This window comes from Pseudomonas sp. NPDC089534, from assembly GCF_044749305.1.
Taxonomy (GTDB): domain Bacteria; phylum Pseudomonadota; class Gammaproteobacteria; order Pseudomonadales; family Pseudomonadaceae; genus Aquipseudomonas; species Aquipseudomonas ekonensis.
Window position 1 is genome coordinate 1 of the sequence record NZ_JBIVHR010000111.1, and the last position, 16,877, is coordinate 16,877.

The following is a 16,877-nucleotide window of genomic DNA, read 5'->3' on the forward strand; positions in this document are numbered from 1 at the left end:
CTGAGCTTCTGGCTGATGGTGTCCGGCGTCGTGCTGATCAACCTGTCCCTGGGCGTCGGCGAATTCGCCAAGACCGGCTGGGTTGCCTATCCGCCGCTGTCGGGCCTGCAATACAGCCCTGGCGTGGGTGTGGACTACTACATCTGGGCGCTGCAGCTATCGGGTCTGGGTACGACGCTGACGGGGGTCAACTTCCTGGCCACCGTGCTGAAGATGCGTACCCCTGGCATGAAGCTGATGGACATGCCGATCTTCACCTGGACCTGCACCTGGGCCAACGTCCTGATCGTGGCTTCGTTCCCGATCCTGACCGCCACCCTGGCGCTGCTGACCCTTGACCGTTACATGGATTTCCACATTTTCACCAACGAACTTGGTGGCAATCCGATGATGTACGTCAACCTGTTCTGGGCCTGGGGCCACCCTGAGGTGTACATCCTGATCCTGCCGGCGTTCGGCATCTTCTCGGAAGTCGTCTCGGCGTTCACCGGCAAGAAACTGTTCGGCCACCACTCGATGATCTACGCTTCGGGCGCGATCTCGGTGCTGGGCTTCATGGTTTGGCTGCACCACTTCTTCACCATGGGTTCGGGTGCCAGCGTCAACGCCTTCTTCGGTCTGGCGACGATGCTGATCTCCATCCCGACGGGCGTGAAACTGTTCAACTGGCTGTTCACCATCGACGTGGGACGTCTGCGCTTCACCTGCCTGGTGATGTGGACCCTGGGCTTCATGGTGACCTTCGCCATCGGCGGCATGACCGGCGTACTGCTGGCCATCCCGGGTGCGGACTTCGTGCTGCACAACAGCCTGTTCGTGATCGCGCACTTCCACAACGTGATCATCGGCGGCGCGGTATTCGGCTACATCGCAGGCTTCGGCTTCTACTTCCCTAAAGCGTTCGGCTTCAAGCTGCACGAAGGTTGGGGCAAGGCAGCGTTCTGGTTCTGGATCGTCGGCTTCTTCGTCGCGTTCATGCCGCTGTACGCACTGGGCTTCATGGGCATGACCCGTCGCCTGAACGCCACCACCAACCCTGAGTGGGTGCCGTACCTGTACGTCGCCATGGTCGGTGCGGTGCTGATCGCGTTCGGTATCGCTTCCCAGCTGATCCAGCTGTACGTGTCGGTGCGTGACCGCAACAAGCCAGAGAACATGTGCGAACACGGCGACCCGTGGAATGCCCATACCCTGGAATGGTCGACCTCGTCGCCGCCACCGTTCTACAACTTCGCCGTCCTGCCGAAGGCCGACTGCATCGACCCGTTCACCGAAGCCAAGGAAAACGGTACCGCGTACCAGAAGCCGGCCAAGTACGAGCCGATCCACATGCCGAACAACACCGCCACCGGTGTGGTGATGGGCGCTCTGCTGACCGTGTTCGGTTTCGCGATGATCTGGCACATCTGGTGGCTGGCGATCGCGAGCCTGGCAGGCACCGTGATCTACTTCGTGATCCACGCCGCGCGTGACGATCAGGGCTACATGGTGCCGGTCGACGTGATCGAGCGCATCGAAGCCGAGCAGCACAAGCGTCTGGTCGCGGCCGGCAAGATCCCGGCGTCCGCCACCCGTGTTGAAACCAAGTTGGAACAGGCTTAAACAATGTCGAACTTAGTGACCAATGTTGGACACGCCCATGGTCATGACCATGGGCACGATGACCATCACCACGACTCGGGCGAGATGACCGTCTACGGTTTCTGGCTCTACCTGATGACCGACTGCATCCTGTTTGCGTCGATCTTCGCGGTGTACGCGGTACTGGTGAACAACGTGGCCGGCGGACCGTCGGGCCACGACATCTTCGAACTGCCTTACGTGCTGGGCGAAACCGCTCTGCTGCTGTTCAGTTCGATCACCTACGGCTTCGCCATGCTGGCGTTGTACAAGGGCAAGAAGCAGCAGGTGCTGGGTTGGCTGTTCATGACCTTCCTGCTGGGCGCGGGCTTCATCGCCATGGAGATCAACGAGTTCCACCTGCTGATCTCCGAAGGCTTCGGCCCTAACCGTTCGGGCTTCCTGTCCGGCTTCTTCACCCTGGTCGGCACCCACGGCCTGCACGTTTCCGCCGGTCTGATCTGGATGGCGGTGATGATGTACCAGGTCAACAAACATGGCCTGACGTCGACCAACAAGACCCGCCTGAGCTGCCTGAGCCTGTTCTGGCACTTCCTGGACGTGGTCTGGATCTGCGTCTTCACCGTCGTCTACCTGATGGGGACCCTGTAATGGCTAATGCACACTCCCATGACAGCCACGATGCTGGCCACGGCAGCGTAAAGTCTTACGCCATCGGCTTCATCCTGTCGGTGATCCTGACCGTCATCCCGTTCGGCCTGGTGATGTACCCGAGCCTGCCGAAGGCGACGACGCTGGCGATCGTCCTGCTGTTCGCGGTGATCCAGGTGATCGTTCACCTGTATTACTTCCTGCACCTGGACCGTTCCGCGGCGCAGCGCAACAACGTGATTGCGTTCGTCTTCACGGCCATCGTGATTCTGCTGCTGGTCGGCCTGTCGCTGTGGATCATGTTCAGCATCCACACGTTCATGATGGCGAAGTGAGGTAGACCCGATGTCGCTCAAGCACTTTATCCAAATCACCAAACCGGGGATCATTTTCGGTAACGTGCTTTCGGTGGCGGGCGGGTTCTTCCTGGCCTCCAAGGGGCATGTCGATCTGGCCGTGTTCCTGGCGGCCATGATCGGCACCTCCCTGGTCGTGGCCTCCGGTTGCGTGTTCAACAACTGCATCGACCGCGACATCGACCTGAAGATGGAGCGCACCAAGAACCGGGTGCTGGTCCAGGGACTGATCTCCCTGAAACTGGCCCTGGCCTATGCGACCGTCCTGGGTGTCGCCGGCGTTGCGTTGCTGTACAAGGTGGCCAACCCGTTGGCTGCCCTGTTCGCCGTGATCGGCTTCATCATCTACGTCGGCTTCTACAGCCTGTACCTCAAGCGCAAGTCGGTCCACGGCACGCTGGTGGGCAGTCTGTCGGGCGCCATGCCGCCGGTGATCGGTTACGTGGCCGTGAGCAACAGCTTCGACATGGCCGCGCTGACCCTGCTGGTGATGTTCAGCCTGTGGCAGATGCCGCATTCCTACGCCATCGCGATCTTCCGCTTCAAGGATTACCAAGCCGCATCGATTCCGGTGCTGCCGGTGAAGCGCGGGATCGAGACGGCCAAGAAGCACATCCTGATCTACATCCTGGCGTTCCTGGCAGCGACCCTGATGCTGACCTTGAGCGGCTACGCCGGCATGAGCTACTTCGCCGTCGCCGCGGCCATGGGCATGTACTGGCTGTACATGGCCTGGACCGGCAACAAGGCGGTGGACGACACCGTCTGGGCACGCAAGCTGTTCGTGTTCTCGATCTTCACCATCACCGCGCTGAGCGTGATGATGTCGGTGGACTTCAAGGTGCCGGGCGATGTGCTGATGACCTACGCGCCGTAAGTGTTGACGCTTCAAGAAAAACCCCGCCGTCGAAAGACGCGCGGGGTTTTTTGTTGCCCGCGTTTCAGGGGGCTCGGGAGGGGATGGCCGGTTGCGCCATAGTGGCAAAAGGCCTAGATTTGGATCCAAACCTGTGGTTCTTCATGCATCGATTCAGAGGCTGGGCGAAATGACGGAAAGGTTGACCTGCGATGAGCGCTTCATTGCACTGGCGAAAGAACTGAACTTCGACATCTACGGCGAGAACTCCAGCGGCGGCAACTATGCGCCGTTGATCCGTCATCATGACGAGCTGTACATCAGCGGCCTGGTGCCGCGCACCCACGGTCAGATCCAGTATCCGGGGCGGGTCGGCCTGGAGTTGACGCTCAAGGATGCGCAGGCCGCCGCCAGCATCAGCGCGATGCGCGCGCTGGCGCTGATCGTCGACGCGGTCGGTTCGCTGGACAAGGTCAAGGCGTTGCTGCGGGTCACGGTCTATGTGAAGTCCACGGCGGACTTCGTCGACCTGAGCGAAGTCGCCAACGGCGCATCGGATGTGTTCAGCCATGTGTTCGGCGATGTCGGCCGGCACACCCGCACCACGGTCGGCGTCTATCAGCTGCCGAAGAACGCGGCCATCGAAGTGGACATGATCGCGGCGCTGCATCCCACGGCATGACCGCAGGCACCTGCGCAGCAAAAAGCCCCGCCTGGCATCCAGGACGGGGCTTTTTCGTCGGCGCGCGGTTTACTGCGCGGCGATGCTGTAGCCGTCGAACGCGGTCTGCTGCTGCAGGGCGGTGATGATGTTCTTGCGGTTGACCGCCTGCTCGGTGCCGGTGTTGTCGACGAAGGACTCGCCGTCCAGCTCGGCCTCGTCGCCTTCACCGGTGAAGGTGAAGCCGAGGAACTCCAGCGCTTCGCGGTCCATGCTCAGGCGCGAGCGCGGGGTGCGCATCGGCAGGGTCACGCTGATGCCGTCCTTGCTGATGGTGAAGACTTCGGCGTCTTTCTTGGCCCGTGCGGCCTTGCCCTTGCCGCCGCTCGGGTTGCTGATGGCCTGGTGGGTCTGGTTCAGGACCTTCAGGGCCAGGCCGTAGACGATTTCCTGGAAGGCCGGATCGTCCTTGTAGCTGGCCAGGATGCGGCTGATCGGGAACTTGCCGCTCAAGTCTTCGAGGGCGGCGGTGTCGGCGGCTTCGGCGTCCTTCAGGCGCTTGAGCTGGCCCATCAGTTCATAGGCCTGGTCGTCATCGAAGCGGTCGTGGGCCTGGCGGATCGCCGTGCGCAGCTCACGGATCTGGTCGCTTTCGCGGGTGGACTGGAACGCGTCCAGCACCATTTCGCTGATGGTCTTGGCCTGCGGAAGGTGTTGTGAAAGATTGATGGAGTTTTCGTATTCCGCTTTGGACGACAGAGTGACTACGGATTCAGCGGTGTTGAAATCGGACATTGAAATTTCACTACTTCTTTGACTGGGTTGAGACGAGAAAGCACGGGGTCTTTTTCCGGGCGCCTAATTTAGGGGAGCGGCGCCGGGTTGTCACGGAGCAGGGCGCCGACGGCGTCGATTATTTGCCCGGTGCGTGCTGTTCCATCGAACGCAGCATCGACTGCTCGGCGCTCTGCGGATTGACCTGAAGGGCAAAGCGGAACGTCGCCCCGCGCCCCGGCGCATCGAGCAGGCGGATCTCGCTGCCGTGCAGTTGCAGGATGCGGTGCACGATGCGCAGGCCCAGCCCGCCGTCCCGACGGGCGCCGCCGATGTTGAACGGGCGCAGGAACAGGCTTTCGCGCAGTTGCGGCGCGATGCCGGGGCCGGTGTCGCTGACCGTCACCTCGACCTGCGAATCCCGTGGCTTGAGTTCCAGTTCAATGTCCCCGCCCGGCGGCGTATGGCGCAAGGCGTTGTCCACCAAGTTGGTCAGCACCCGCTCGATGAGGCCAAGGTCCGCGCAGACCGGGGGCAGGTTCGCGGTGAAGTCGGCCTTGAGGCTGACCTGGCGGGCTTCGGCGCCCAGCTCGAACTTCTGGAACACGTCCTGCACCAGGTCGGTCAGCGAAAAGCGTTCCAGCACCGGCTGCACGAAGCCGTGCTCCAGGCGCACCAGTTCCAGCAGCGATTGGGCCAGGCCGCCGACCTTGCGGCTCTGGTCGAGGGCGATGCCCAGGTAGCGCCGGCGCTCCTGCGCCGACAGCGTGGCGTCCTTGAGCGACAGGGTCTCCAGGTAGCCGTGCAGGGAAGCCAGCGGCGTGCGCAGGTCGTGGGAAATGTTCGCCACCAGCTCGCGGCGTTCCTGGTCCTGACGGGTCAAAGAACGCCACTGCTCGCCGAGCCGGGCCTGCATCTGCCGGAAAGCGTTGTCGAGCACGGCGATTTCGTCGTGTTCGGCGGACTTGTCCACAGCCGGCGGGCCGTTCTCCTGCGACGCTGCGCGCGGCGCGCCGTCGATGTCGAAGCGGCTGACGGTGTCGGTCAGCCGCCGCAACGGACGGGTTATCAGGTTGAACGCCACGAGGCCAGCGACCAGGCACAGCAGCGCCACCAGCCCGATGGACAGCAGGGCGGTGTTCAGGGCGGCGCTGGTGGCGCCGCGTTCGGCGTAGCGGTCGTGCTCCTCGCTCAGCAGCACCACATAGAGATAGCCGGACGGCTTGCCGTCGACCTGCAGCGGCGCGGCGCTGAACACCTTGCGGCCGTCGACGCTGCGCGGGTCATCGCCGAGGATCGGCAACGGCTGGTCGTCGAGCAGCCGCCGGACCGGGGCGAGATCGACCGTCTGCCTGCGCAGCCGGCCTTCGGGCGCGGCATTGCCGACGATCCGGCCGGCGTTGTCCAGCAGGTACACCTCGACGCTGGGGTTGACCAGCATCAGTTGGCTGAACAGTTCCCGCACGGCGCCGGGCATCAGGCCGTGGCTGTCCATCAGCACGGTGTCGCGGGCGATGTGCCGGGCCAGGTCGCGGGACAGGCCTTGCACCACCTCCAGTTCATGCATCTGGCTGGAGCGCACCTGGAGCCAGGCCGAGGTGCCGCAGCACACCAGCAGCAGGGCGGCGAACACCAGCGACAGGCGCTGCGTGAGGGTCAGTCTCATGGCTGTTCCGCGCTGGCGCTGAACTTGTAGCCGCGCCCCCACACCGTGAGGATGCGCTTGGGCTGGGCAGGGTCGGCCTCGATCTTCGACCGCAGCCGGTTGATGTGGGTGTTGACCGTGTGTTCGTAGCCCTCGTGGCTGTAGCCCCAGACGGCGTTGAGCAGGTCCATGCGCGAGAACACCTTGCCCGGCTGGCGGGCGAAGAAGTGCAGCAGGTCGAATTCCCTCGGGGGCAGGTCCAGCCGTTGGCCGTTGAGCAGCACCTCACGGGTGATCGGGTCGATCTCCAGCCCGTCGAGCATCAGGCGTCCGGCGTCCATCTTCAGGTTGCGCGCCATGGCGTCGACCCGGCGCAGCAGGGCCTTGACCCGGGCCACCAGCTCCAGCATCGAGAACGGCTTGGCGAGGTAGTCGTCGGCCCCCAGCTCAAGGCCGAGGATGCGGTGCAGTTCGCTGGAGCGGGCGCTGGTGATGATGATCGGCGTATAGCGCGCCATCGCCCGGGCGCGGCGGCAGATTTCCAGGCCGTCGACGCCGGGCAGCATGAGGTCGAGGATGAGGGCGTCCCACTGTTCCTGCTGCAGCAGGCGCATGCCTTCGGCGCCGTCGGCGCTGTGCACCACCTCGAACTGTTCGTCCCGCAGGTGCAGGCAGATGAGGTCGGCGATGTGCAGGTCGTCCTCGACCACCAGGACGCGTTTGGTCTGTTCCATGAAGCTCATTCCTTCGGCGCGATAGGCGCATTGTGCGGGTTTTCCTCCGGGCGAGTTATCACCAATCGTTTAACTTTCCGTGAGGATTCGGCGATCAACCCAAGCCTAGGCTGTGTTCGTCATCAAGCACTTGGAATCGACGGAGACAGCCATGCTCACACGGCGACAGATACTGGCAGCGGGCGGCGGGCTGGGGGTTGCGGCCCTGTTGGCGGGTGTATTGCCAAAATTGTCGACCGGCGCTTCGCCGATCGGCGAAGCCCGCGCCGACGAAGCGTTCGAAGTTGTCCACAGCGACAGCGAATGGCGCGCGCTGCTCAGCCCCGAGCAGTACGACGTGCTGCGCGGGGAAGGCACCGAACGGGCCTACACCAGCCCGCTGAACGGCGAGCACCGCACCGGCACGTTCGCCTGCGCCGGTTGCGCGCTGGCGCTGTTCTCGTCCGCGACCAAGTTCGACAGCCGCACCGGCTGGCCGAGTTTCTGGGCGCCGCTGGAGCATGCCGTGGCCACGCGCCAGGACCGATCCTTCGGCATGAGCCGCGAGGAAGTCCATTGCCGGCGCTGCGGCGGGCACCTGGGGCACGTCTTCGACGACGGCCCGAAACCCACCGGCCTGCGCTACTGCATGAACGGCGTGGCCATGACCTTCAACCCCGCGGCGGCATGAACCGTGCCCCGCCCGCGTTTTTCACTGACTACAGGACGATGCCATGTGGCTCTTGGTTCTCGCTTATCTGGGCGGCGTGCTGACGATCGTCAGCCCCTGCATCCTGCCGGTTCTGCCCTTTGTCTTCGCTCGCACCGGGCAGCCGTTTTTCAGAAGTGGCTTGCCGCTGCTGGCGGGGATGGCGCTGACCTTCGCCCTGGTCGCCACGCTGGCGGCGGTGGGCGGCGGTTGGGTGGTGCAAGTCAATCAGTACGGGCGCTGGCTCGCGTTGCTGTTCGTTGCACTGTTCGGGCTGACGCTGCTGCTGCCGCAGTTGGCCGAGCGGTTGACCCGGCCGCTGGTGTCGGCCGGCAGTCGCCTGTCGGAGGCCGCCGGGCAGGACAGCCGGCCGCGTCCCGGCGCTTCGTTTCTGATCGGCGTCGCCACCGGGCTGCTTTGGGCACCGTGCGCCGGGCCGATCCTGGGGCTGATCCTGACCGGCGCCGCGCTGCAAGGCGCAAGCATCGCCACCACGTTGTTGCTGCTGGCCTACGCCGCCGGGGCCGCCACTTCGCTGGCCGCGGCCCTGCTGCTGGGCGGTAAGGTCTTCGCGCTGATGAAGCGCTCGATCGGCACCGGCGAGTGGATTCGGCGCGGGCTGGGGGCCGCCATGCTGGCGGGGGTGGCCGCCATCGCGCTGGGCCTCGACACCGGGATTCTGGCGCGGGTGTCCACCGCCTCCACGGGCGGCCTGGAACAGGCGTTGGTCGGCAAGCTGTCCGGACGATCCGCCGGTGCGGACGGTGCGATGAGCGCGCAGATTCCGGCGTCGGACGTCCCTGAAAACGGCGCCATGATGGCGGCCGGCGGCGCGATGAAAATGGCGGCGAAGGCGCCGGGCACCTTGCCGGTGGAAGGGCGGTTGCCGCCCTTGGACGGTGCGGTGCAATGGCTCAACTCGCCGCCGCTGGACGCCCAGGCCTTGAAAGGCAAGGTGGTGCTGGTGGATTTCTGGACCTACTCCTGCATCAACTGCCTGCGCACCCTGCCTTACGTCAAGGCCTGGGCTGAGAAGTACCGCGACCAGGGGCTGGTGGTGATCGGCGTGCATGCGCCGGAGTTTGCCTTCGAGCGCGACGTGGGCAACGTCACCAAAGCCATGAAGGAGCTGGGCATCCAATACCCGGTGGCCATCGACAACGACTACCGGATCTGGCGCGCCTTCAACAACGAATACTGGCCGGCGCACTACTTTGCCGACGCCCAGGGGCGAATCCGTTACCACCATTTCGGCGAAGGGGATTACGCCGAGTCGGAAAAGGTCATTCAGCAACTGCTGCGTGAGGCCGGTTCGAAGACCGTGGCCGACGGCTTGATCGATGCCGATGCCCAGGGCGTGCAATTGGCCGCGGACATGAATCAGGTGCTGTCGCCGGAAACCTACATCGGCTACCAGCGCGCGGAACATTTCGTACCGGAAACCAGCCTCGTTCCCGACAAGGTGGCGGCCTACAAGACCCCGGCCTCCCTGGCCTTGAACGACTGGAGCCTCGGCGGGCAATGGGCGGTCGGCGCCGAGCGCGCCACGGCCAGCGCGCCGGCCGGCCGCATCGTCTATCGCTTCCATGCCCGCGATCTGCACCTGGTGCTGGGCCCGGGCAAGGACGGCAAGCCCGTGCGCTTCAAGGTGACCCTCGATGGCCAGGCACCGGGCGATGCCCACGGCGTCGATGTCGCACCGGACGGAACGGGCCAGGTGACCGAACAGCGGCTGTATCAGTTGGTGCGCCAGACCGATGGCGTGAAGGATCGAACCTTCAGCATCGAGTTTCTCGATCCGGGCGTGTCGGCCTACGCCTTTACCTTTGGTTGATCAGGAGTCCGCAACATGAAAACCCGAATGATCTGGCGCCGGCTGTTGCTGGGCGTCGCGGCGGCCGCAGTGGTGGGACAATGCTCGGCGTTCTCCTTCGGTGCCGAGCAAGGGGTGGTCATTCCGCCGCCGGCCCTCGATGAGAACAACCAGGCCCGCAGCGAAACCGCGGTGTTCGCCGGCGGCTGCTTCTGGGGCGTCCAGGGTGTTTTCCAGCACGTCAAAGGCGTGCAGAACGCCGTGTCCGGCTATGCCGGCGGCGCGGCGGACACGGCGGAATACGAGCGGGTCAGCGAAGGCGATACCGGCCACGCCGAGTCGGTGCAGGTCACATTCGACCCGGCGCAGGTCAGCTACGGCAGCCTGTTGCAGATCTACTTCTCGGTGGCCCACAACCCCACCGAACTCAACCGGCAGGGGCCGGACAGCGGCACGCAATACCGCTCGGCGCTGTTTCCGGTCAATGCCGAACAGCAACGGGTGGCCCAGGCCTACATCGCCCAGCTCGATGCGACGCATGCCTTCGGCAAGCCGATTGTGACCCGCCTGGAAACGTACAACGGCTTTTACCCGGCGGAGGACTATCACCAGGATTTCCTGACGGAACACCCGAGCTATCCCTACATCATGATCAACGACCTGCCGAAGGTGGCGCAGTTGAAGCAGTTGTTCGCCCAGCGTTATCAGGAGAAACCGGTGCTGGTCAAAGGCGGGTCGTGATCACCGGTCGCCGGTCAGCGCTTGCCCCACGTCTGCATCGCAAACTCGACGAAGCGCCGCAGCTTCGGCAGCCGGTAGCGATCCTGCGCATACAGCAGGTGCAGCGGGCGGCTGGGCGGTTGGTAATCGGGGATCACCGTCACCAGTTTGCCGTCCCGCAAGTCCTGTTCGACCAGGGCGTCGGGCAACATCACGATGCCCATGCCGGTGCGGGCCGCCTGATGCAGCCCGGCAGAGGTGTTCATCAGCATCGGGCCGCTGACGTCGATCATGATTTCCCCGTCCGGCCCGCTCAGGCGCCAGCGTTTTTCCACCGATTGCCAGTCATCGCCGGCAGGGTAGGCGAACGACAGGCAATCGTGCTGCTGCAGGTCTTCAGGCGTATGCGGCATGCCGCGCCGGGCCACGTACTCAGGGGAGGCGCACACGGTCAGGGTGTAATCGATCAGTGGCCGGGCGATCAGGTTCGATTGCTCGAAGTGGCCAAGCCGGAACGCCACATCGAGGCCGCTTTCCAGCAGGTCCGGACGCCGGTTGGTCAGCACCACATCCAGCTTGACCTGCGGGCACTGCAGGGAAAACGCGCTCAATGCCGGGGCCAGGCGTTCGACGCCGAAGGTCAGCGGCGCCGTGATGCGCAGGAGGCCGCGCGGTTCGTCCACCGTCTGTTCGGCGAGGCGTTCGGAGTCCTTGACCAGCCCCAGCACCTCCAGGCAACGCTGGTAGTAGAGCGAGCCGAATTCGGTCAGCCGCTGACGGCGTGTCGTGCGTTGCAGCAGTTGCACGCCGAGCCGCTGCTCCAGCGCCCGCAGGTGATTGCCGACCATGGTCGTGGACATTTCGCATTGCAGGGCTGCCGCGGTCATGCTGCCGGCTTCCACGACCTTGACGTAGACGCTCATCGACTGGAACAGATCCATTATCAAGCCCTGCTTCTAAATGATTGAAGTGTTGCCGAGTTTATCCAGCTCTGGTGGCTAACCATACTGCAAACACACCGACCTTCACTGGAGTTTGAAGTCATGACCGCCGCCCTGATGAACACCTACCAACCGCTGGCCCTGAGTTTCATCAAGGGACTGGGCACCCGCCTGTGGGATCAGGCCGGTCGCGAATACCTGGACGCGGTGGCCGGTGTGGCGGTGACCAACGTCGGCCACTCGCACCCGCGCATCGTTTCGGCGATCAGCGAGCAGGCCGGACTGCTGCTGCACACCTCCAACCTGTACAGCATCGACTGGCAGCAACGGCTGGCGCAGAAACTGACGCAGTTGTCGGGAATGGAGCGGGCGTTCTTCAACAACTCCGGCGCCGAGGCCAACGAAACCGCGCTGAAGCTGGCGCGCCTCTACGGCTGGCGCAAGGGGATCGAACAGCCGCTGGTGGTGGTGATGGCCAACGCCTTTCACGGCCGCACGCTGGGCACCTTGTCGGCCAGCGACGGCCCGGCGGTGCGCCTGGGTTTCAATGACCTGCCGGGGGACTTCATCAAGGTGCCGTTCGGCGACCTCGCCGCGCTGGATCAGGTGCAACGCCAGCACGGCGAGCGGATCGTGGCCATCCTGGTCGAGCCGATCCAGGGCGAAAGCGGTGTGCAGACCGCGCCGCCCGGCTATCTCAAGGCCCTGCGCGAGGCGTGCGACCGTCACGCCTGGCTGATGATGCTCGACGAAATCCAGACCGGCATCGGCCGCACCGGCCGCTGGTTCGCGTTCCAGCACGAAGGCATTGTCCCGGATGTGATGACGCTGGCCAAAGGCCTGGGCAACGGCGTGCCGATCGGTGCCTGCCTGGCGCGGGGCCGGGCGGCGGACCTGTTCACCCCCGGCAGTCACGGCAGTACCTTCGGCGGCAATCCGCTGGCGTGCCGGGTCGGCTGCACGGTGCTCGACATCATCGAAGAGCAGGGATTGCTGGAGAACGCCAGGGTTCAGGGCGAACGCCTGTTGACCCGCCTGCGCTCAGAGCTGGCGGACAATCCCAACGTGCTGGCGATCCGTGGGCAGGGGCTGATGATCGGCATCGAACTCAAGCAGCCGATCCGCGACCTGACGCTGATTGCGGCACGGGATCACGGATTGCTGATCAACGTCACCCGCGGCAAGACCATCCGGCTGCTGCCGCCGCTGACGCTCGATGAGCGGGAGGTGGGGATGATTGTCAGAGGGGTGGGGCGGGTGATCGCTTCGATGTGAAGCTGGGGCGGGCGGTGCGTCATGCACTGCCCGCAAACCTGATGATTTCCCCGCGCTCCCAGAGCACCACCTTCTCCCCCGCAAACCCCTCAAACAACTGCCGGTGCACAGCCCACCCGTCCGCGCCTTCCCGGTCACGGTAACCGGCGGCCCACGCCAGCATCGCGGCCAGGCGCGGATCGTCCGGGGGCGAGCCGCGTTCCCGCCGGCGGATGTTGGCCACGCATTCCGTGTCGGCGATGCGCAGCCAGATCAACGCCGTTGCGCGGTCGAGCAATTCACTGACGATCACGTCGTACACGCCTTCGATCACCCAGTGCTCTTGGCTGGCGGCTAGCCGGGCCAGGCCCATCGCTTCGCCGCGGGGGCGGGGGATGCTGTGTTCGTCGGACCGCCAGTGGATGCGGTCAAGCTCGACCCAAGGTGCGTTCAGGCGAACGGACAGTCGGCGTGCCAGCCAGCTCTTGCCGGCTCCTGAATTGCCGATGATGAGGGTGCGTGTGAGGTTCATGGGCATGCTTCTGCCGTGCGACGTCTGTGCGGGCGTCATCGCCAGCAAGCTGGCTCCTACAGTGAGCGTCTGCGGTGCCGTGGTTCTAATCAGGATAGTCCGACAGGTCAGGCGCCAGCATCCGGGTCTTGGCCGCGCCGTTGGCGTTGTGCTGGATGATGTCCTGTGGCTGTCCGGCCTCGTTGAAGAACACTTGGCCGATCCCCGCCGAGTTCCACAGGCGCTCGCCCGCTTCGGCGTGTTCGGGGACGTAGGGCACGATGCGCATGCGGCGGCGTTTGGTCAGCCAGTTCAGCGGCGAGCGCGGCGAGTAGAGCCAGCGGTTGAGGCGGTCGAACCATTCCAGCAGAGTGGGCGGGAACTCGTTCTTGATGCCGCTGCTGGTGATCTGCCAGATCCGCGGGCCACCCTTGCGGTGTCGGATGAGCACTTCGTAGACGAAGGAATAATGCACATCGCCGGACAGCACCACGTAGCTGCCGGGCGTGCGCGAGTGTCGGAAAATGTTCAGGATCACCTGGGCTGCGCCGCGGTGGGCCATCCAGTTCTCCGCATCCACCAGCAAGGGGTAGCCGCACCAGCTGAACACCCTCTGCACGGTCTCGATCAGTTTCACGCCGAACACCGGCGCCGGTGAAACGATGATCGCGGTCGGGTGACCGAGCAATGCCTGCTGCAGCTCGCACAGGGCTTCCCAGTCCAGCAGGCCCGACGGTTGCTTGAGCGAACGCTCGCTGCGCCAGCGGCGGGTGCGGGTGTCGAGCACCACCAGCGCCGGGGTGCTCGGCAGCACGTAATGCCAGTGCTGAAAGCGCAGCAGGTCGTCGATCAGGTCATCCTGCGCCGTGCTGTCCAGATAGCGGCCGTCGCTGTCGACGCTCAGGCGGCGGGTCTGTTCCAGCAGATCGCCGAAGGCCTGCGGCTGGTTGCCCCAGCCCTGGCACAGCATATAGGCGATCAGCGCATTGCCGATGATGCGTTTGGAGAACGGATGGCCGTAGGCCGTTTCCTCCCATTGCGCAGAAAGGTTCCAGTCATCGGTGATGTCGTGATCGTCGAAGATCATCAGGCTCGGCAGGTGCGCCAGTGCCCGCGCCACATTGCCCAACCCGGCCTTGAAACCGTCGATGCGGGTCTGTTCGAGGGCATAGCGCTTGAGCTGGTCTGGCGTCAGCGCCGGGGCTTGCGGCTCAATCAGCATCCACGGGGTCGGCGACCAAACCAGCAGGTACATCGCCATGACTTCGGCGAACGTCACCAAATGGTTGTCGGCACTGCTGCTGGTGAAAATCGGCTTGCGCGCCCCGCCGAAAAATCGCTCGCGCAATGTCTCGTTGCTCTCAAGCGCCGGTAACAGATCGGCGCGGCGGTAGTAACTGGCCGGATGTTCGTAGAGCCTTTCGCTGTCGCTGACCACCGCGCCTTGGAGGTGTTCGCCGAACAAACCCAGGCGTTCGGTCAGGGCATGGATCGAGCGCAGCATCGGGCCGGCCACGTCATCGGCGTAGATCTGGTCGCCGGTCATCATCAGCAGGGCAGGGCGCTGCGCAGGTTCGGTTTCGGCCGCCAGCACGCGATCGACGCACAGCAGGCCATCGGCAGCCTTGTGGTGGGGTTTGCGGCAGGAGCCGTGGAGCAGGTGATCGATCCGCGAACGCAGGACGAAGTTCGGCGAGGGGGCGTTGCCGTAGAGCAGGTGCGGTGCCCACTCGGCGATCGGCAGCCGGTCGTCGATCAGCAGGTCATAACCGATGCGGGTGTCGCAGGGCAGCGGCTCTTCCAGGGCGACGTCGATCAGATGGATGAAGGCCCGGGTTCCTACGGGAACGACAGTGCATTTCGTCCCGTCAAGCGGAATGTCTCCCACACCCTCCAGGCGCAAGGTCAGTGACAATGGCCGGGTGCCCACCAGCCACATCACCATCCTGGACGGCTCCAGCCGCCGCAACAGCGGGCCGGCCAGCACAGGGGGCAGGGTCAACTCATCAAGGGACATCGCGGATCAAGTCTCCGGGCGCACGGGCCGGCGATCATAGCGCAGCCCGCGTCCGCCACCCTTAAGCCAGGCTTAAGATTTGACCTTCTGCAGCTTCAGGTTCAGCAGGCGCCAGTCGGCGTACCCGGACTCCTTGCCGGCCACTTGCTGCAGCGAGCAGTCGTAGCGGTAGCTGACATCGTCGCCGAGCATGTTGCGGGCGGTGACGGTGTTGCTGATGGTGTAGGTCTGATCCTTGTACCGCGTGCTCTGGGTCGAGGACGGATTGGCGATCACCGCCGAGGCGGGAAAGCGCATGGCGTTCATGATGAACGGCGCGCACATCACCGAGGCCAGCAGGGACTTGTCGGCGTTCGGGTCTTTGCCGATCCGCTTGCGCAGCGCGGCGAACTCTTTGCCTGCGGTGTCCTGCACCTTCTTCTCGGACACCGCTGCCGTCAGACGTTTACTGAAATTGGGTAGGAGCGCGGACTCGGGCGGCGAAGGCTCGTTCTGCGGTTCGCTGGCGACATAGGCCGGAAAGTCGTCGGACGCGGGAAGCAGCGCGACGTCGGGGGCCGGCTCGGCCTCCTGCTCCGCCACGTCCTCCTGCGCAGCCCTTTCAGGGCTATGCGCCGACGGGAACAGCGAAAAGGTGATCGACAGCATCACCAGGCCCACGATGAAACCGCCCGCCGCACCCACCAGGTTGCTGTAGATAAGGTTCCAGCCGCCGCGGTTCTTCACCACCCAGCGCCACATGAAACCCCAAGCCGCCACAAACACGAGTAAACGCAGAAACTCCATTCGATCCTTTCCTTAAATGCTCACGCCCATGATGTGCGCTGAAGATGGGCGGCAAGATAGCAAATCGAACGCGCCCGCGCCCTCGGTTGCAGTGATGTCGGTGATGTCTCTTTCTTGAGGCTGCATAAGGGCACTGATGGGAGCGGGGGCGTTTCAGCTCATGGGCCATGAGAAGATCGTCGGTGCGGACGGATTTCCGACAGTTGTCCGGGGGGCTGTTACAGAATGTCTTTCAGGTAGTGCTTGAGGGCAAGCAGGGGTTCATTCAACTGTTCCAACGACCGGGCCTGGCCGAGTGCTCCCGACAATCTGTTCAGTTCCCGCCCCATGGGACGTTCGGCGCCGCCGACGGCATCCAGCGCCAAGCCCAGGCACTCGTTCATCTTGAATTGGATGGTCTGCACGTCACCCCGGCGCACCAGCAGCTCGAACACGTCCTTCTGGTAATCGCCCATGACCAGGTCGTCCCGCAGAATCGGGCTCAGGCCTTCTTCCTCATACGCCAGCTTAAGGGAGAACAGCGCGACGGTTTCCAGTGATGATTCCATGGTGTGACTCCTTGCGCATCGTGCCGCAGGGCCATCGGCACTTTCCGGCAGGCGAAAAAAAGGCCTTGCGAAGCAAGACCCTTTCTAGGTGTGGGTGCCCCGAGGGGGAGGCGAAACTAACATTAACGCCTTGATAGGCATAGGTTGAATTGGATGCGCATCTGACTGTGCGCATGGTTTTGGCTTGACGTGTTCTTCTATATGGCAGATTGGGGACGACTGAGGCTCTTGGGTGAGAAGAAAGAATTTCTGAACGGGGGTTGACGCACAATTTCAATGCTGTAGTATTCGCCTCCCGCTGACGAGAGATCGAAAGCGCAAGTGGTTGAAGTTGAAAAAGA

General features: G+C 64.0%; 17 protein-coding genes. 9 read left to right on the plus strand and 8 right to left on the minus strand.

All coding sequences use genetic code 11. The annotated features are described in order from the left end of the window. The 5 genes from ACIP0B_RS24645 to ACIP0B_RS24665 form a co-directional block, all read left to right on the plus strand. A partial coding sequence (locus ACIP0B_RS24645; RefSeq protein WP_400836850.1) for a cbb3-type cytochrome c oxidase subunit I occupies positions 1 to 1,602 on the plus strand: 1,602 nt, incomplete at its 5' end. A gap of 3 nt (positions 1,603 to 1,605) precedes the next feature. Further along, positions 1,606 to 2,232, plus strand: coding sequence for a cytochrome o ubiquinol oxidase subunit III (locus ACIP0B_RS24650; RefSeq protein ID WP_085584902.1), 627 nt, complete (start codon positions 1,606 to 1,608; stop codon positions 2,230 to 2,232). After that, positions 2,232 to 2,567: a cytochrome o ubiquinol oxidase subunit IV gene (gene cyoD / locus ACIP0B_RS24655; protein WP_085584904.1), complete on the plus strand. Its 336-nt coding sequence runs from the start codon at positions 2,232 to 2,234 to the stop codon at positions 2,565 to 2,567. The genes ACIP0B_RS24650 and cyoD overlap by 1 nt, the downstream gene beginning before the upstream one ends. A 10-nt stretch (positions 2,568 to 2,577) precedes the next feature. Further along, complete coding sequence (cyoE, locus tag ACIP0B_RS24660; RefSeq protein WP_400836855.1) at positions 2,578 to 3,465, plus strand: heme o synthase; 888 nt, start codon at positions 2,578 to 2,580, stop codon at positions 3,463 to 3,465. A gap of 169 nt (positions 3,466 to 3,634) precedes the next feature. Continuing rightward, complete coding sequence (locus ACIP0B_RS24665; protein ID WP_400836858.1) at positions 3,635 to 4,126, plus strand: RidA family protein; 492 nt, start codon at positions 3,635 to 3,637, stop codon at positions 4,124 to 4,126. A 69-nt stretch (positions 4,127 to 4,195) separates the two neighbouring features. On the opposite strand, the gene ACIP0B_RS24670 is transcribed toward ACIP0B_RS24665, so the two are convergent. The 3 genes from ACIP0B_RS24670 to ACIP0B_RS24680 form a co-directional block, all read right to left on the minus strand. Continuing rightward, positions 4,196 to 4,900, minus strand: coding sequence for a hypothetical protein (locus tag ACIP0B_RS24670; protein ID WP_400836861.1), 705 nt, complete (start codon positions 4,898 to 4,900; stop codon positions 4,196 to 4,198). Positions 4,901 to 5,018: 118 nt separating this feature from the next. Continuing rightward, on the minus strand, positions 5,019 to 6,545 hold the full coding sequence (locus ACIP0B_RS24675; protein ID WP_400836864.1) for a sensor histidine kinase: 1,527 nt from the start codon (positions 6,543 to 6,545) through the stop codon (positions 5,019 to 5,021). Beyond that, entirely contained in the window at positions 6,542 to 7,258 is a 717-nt protein-coding gene (locus ACIP0B_RS24680) for a response regulator transcription factor (protein ID WP_400836867.1), read from the minus strand. Before ACIP0B_RS24680 ends, ACIP0B_RS24675 begins: the two co-directional genes overlap by 4 nt. A gap of 151 nt (positions 7,259 to 7,409) precedes the next feature. On the opposite strand from ACIP0B_RS24680, the gene msrB reads away from it, so the two are divergent. From msrB to msrA, 3 genes are read left to right on the plus strand one after another with little or no spacing between them, the layout of a single operon-like run. Further along, positions 7,410 to 7,928 (plus strand): peptide-methionine (R)-S-oxide reductase MsrB, encoded by a 519-nt coding sequence (gene msrB, locus ACIP0B_RS24685; protein WP_400836869.1) that lies wholly within the window; start codon positions 7,410 to 7,412, stop codon positions 7,926 to 7,928. 43 nt (positions 7,929 to 7,971) lie between these two features. After that, positions 7,972 to 9,780, plus strand: a complete 1,809-nt coding sequence (locus ACIP0B_RS24690; RefSeq protein ID WP_400836871.1) for a cytochrome c biogenesis protein DipZ — start codon at positions 7,972 to 7,974, stop codon at positions 9,778 to 9,780. A 15-nt stretch (positions 9,781 to 9,795) separates the two neighbouring features. Then, positions 9,796 to 10,500, plus strand: coding sequence for a peptide-methionine (S)-S-oxide reductase MsrA (gene msrA, locus ACIP0B_RS24695; protein ID WP_400836874.1), 705 nt, complete (start codon positions 9,796 to 9,798; stop codon positions 10,498 to 10,500). Between the two features lie 14 nt (positions 10,501 to 10,514). On the opposite strand, the gene ACIP0B_RS24700 is transcribed toward msrA, so the two are convergent. Further along, a complete protein-coding gene (locus ACIP0B_RS24700; RefSeq protein ID WP_400836877.1) occupies positions 10,515 to 11,420 on the minus strand; it encodes a LysR family transcriptional regulator in 906 nt (301 codons plus the stop codon). Positions 11,421 to 11,522: 102 nt separating this feature from the next. Here ACIP0B_RS24700 and ACIP0B_RS24705 point away from each other — a divergent pair, with 102 nt between their 5' ends. Beyond that, positions 11,523 to 12,695, plus strand: coding sequence for an aspartate aminotransferase family protein (locus tag ACIP0B_RS24705; protein WP_400836880.1), 1,173 nt, complete (start codon positions 11,523 to 11,525; stop codon positions 12,693 to 12,695). A 19-nt stretch (positions 12,696 to 12,714) separates the two neighbouring features. Here the strand turns inward: ACIP0B_RS24705 and ACIP0B_RS24710 are convergent, their stop codons facing one another. The 4 genes from ACIP0B_RS24710 to ACIP0B_RS24725 form a co-directional block, all read right to left on the minus strand. Continuing rightward, complete coding sequence (locus tag ACIP0B_RS24710; protein ID WP_400836883.1) at positions 12,715 to 13,206, minus strand: adenylate kinase; 492 nt, start codon at positions 13,204 to 13,206, stop codon at positions 12,715 to 12,717. A gap of 85 nt (positions 13,207 to 13,291) precedes the next feature. Then, positions 13,292 to 15,202, minus strand: coding sequence for an alkaline phosphatase D family protein (locus ACIP0B_RS24715; protein ID WP_400836886.1), 1,911 nt, complete (start codon positions 15,200 to 15,202; stop codon positions 13,292 to 13,294). Positions 15,203 to 15,274: 72 nt separating this feature from the next. Beyond that, positions 15,275 to 15,988 carry a hypothetical protein gene (locus ACIP0B_RS24720; protein WP_400836889.1) on the minus strand — a complete coding sequence of 238 codons (714 nt, stop codon included), beginning with the start codon at positions 15,986 to 15,988 and terminating at the stop codon, positions 15,275 to 15,277. A 218-nt stretch (positions 15,989 to 16,206) separates the two neighbouring features. Further along, entirely contained in the window at positions 16,207 to 16,536 is a 330-nt protein-coding gene (locus tag ACIP0B_RS24725; protein ID WP_400836892.1) for a hypothetical protein, read from the minus strand. Positions 16,537 to 16,877 lie beyond the last annotated feature (341 nt).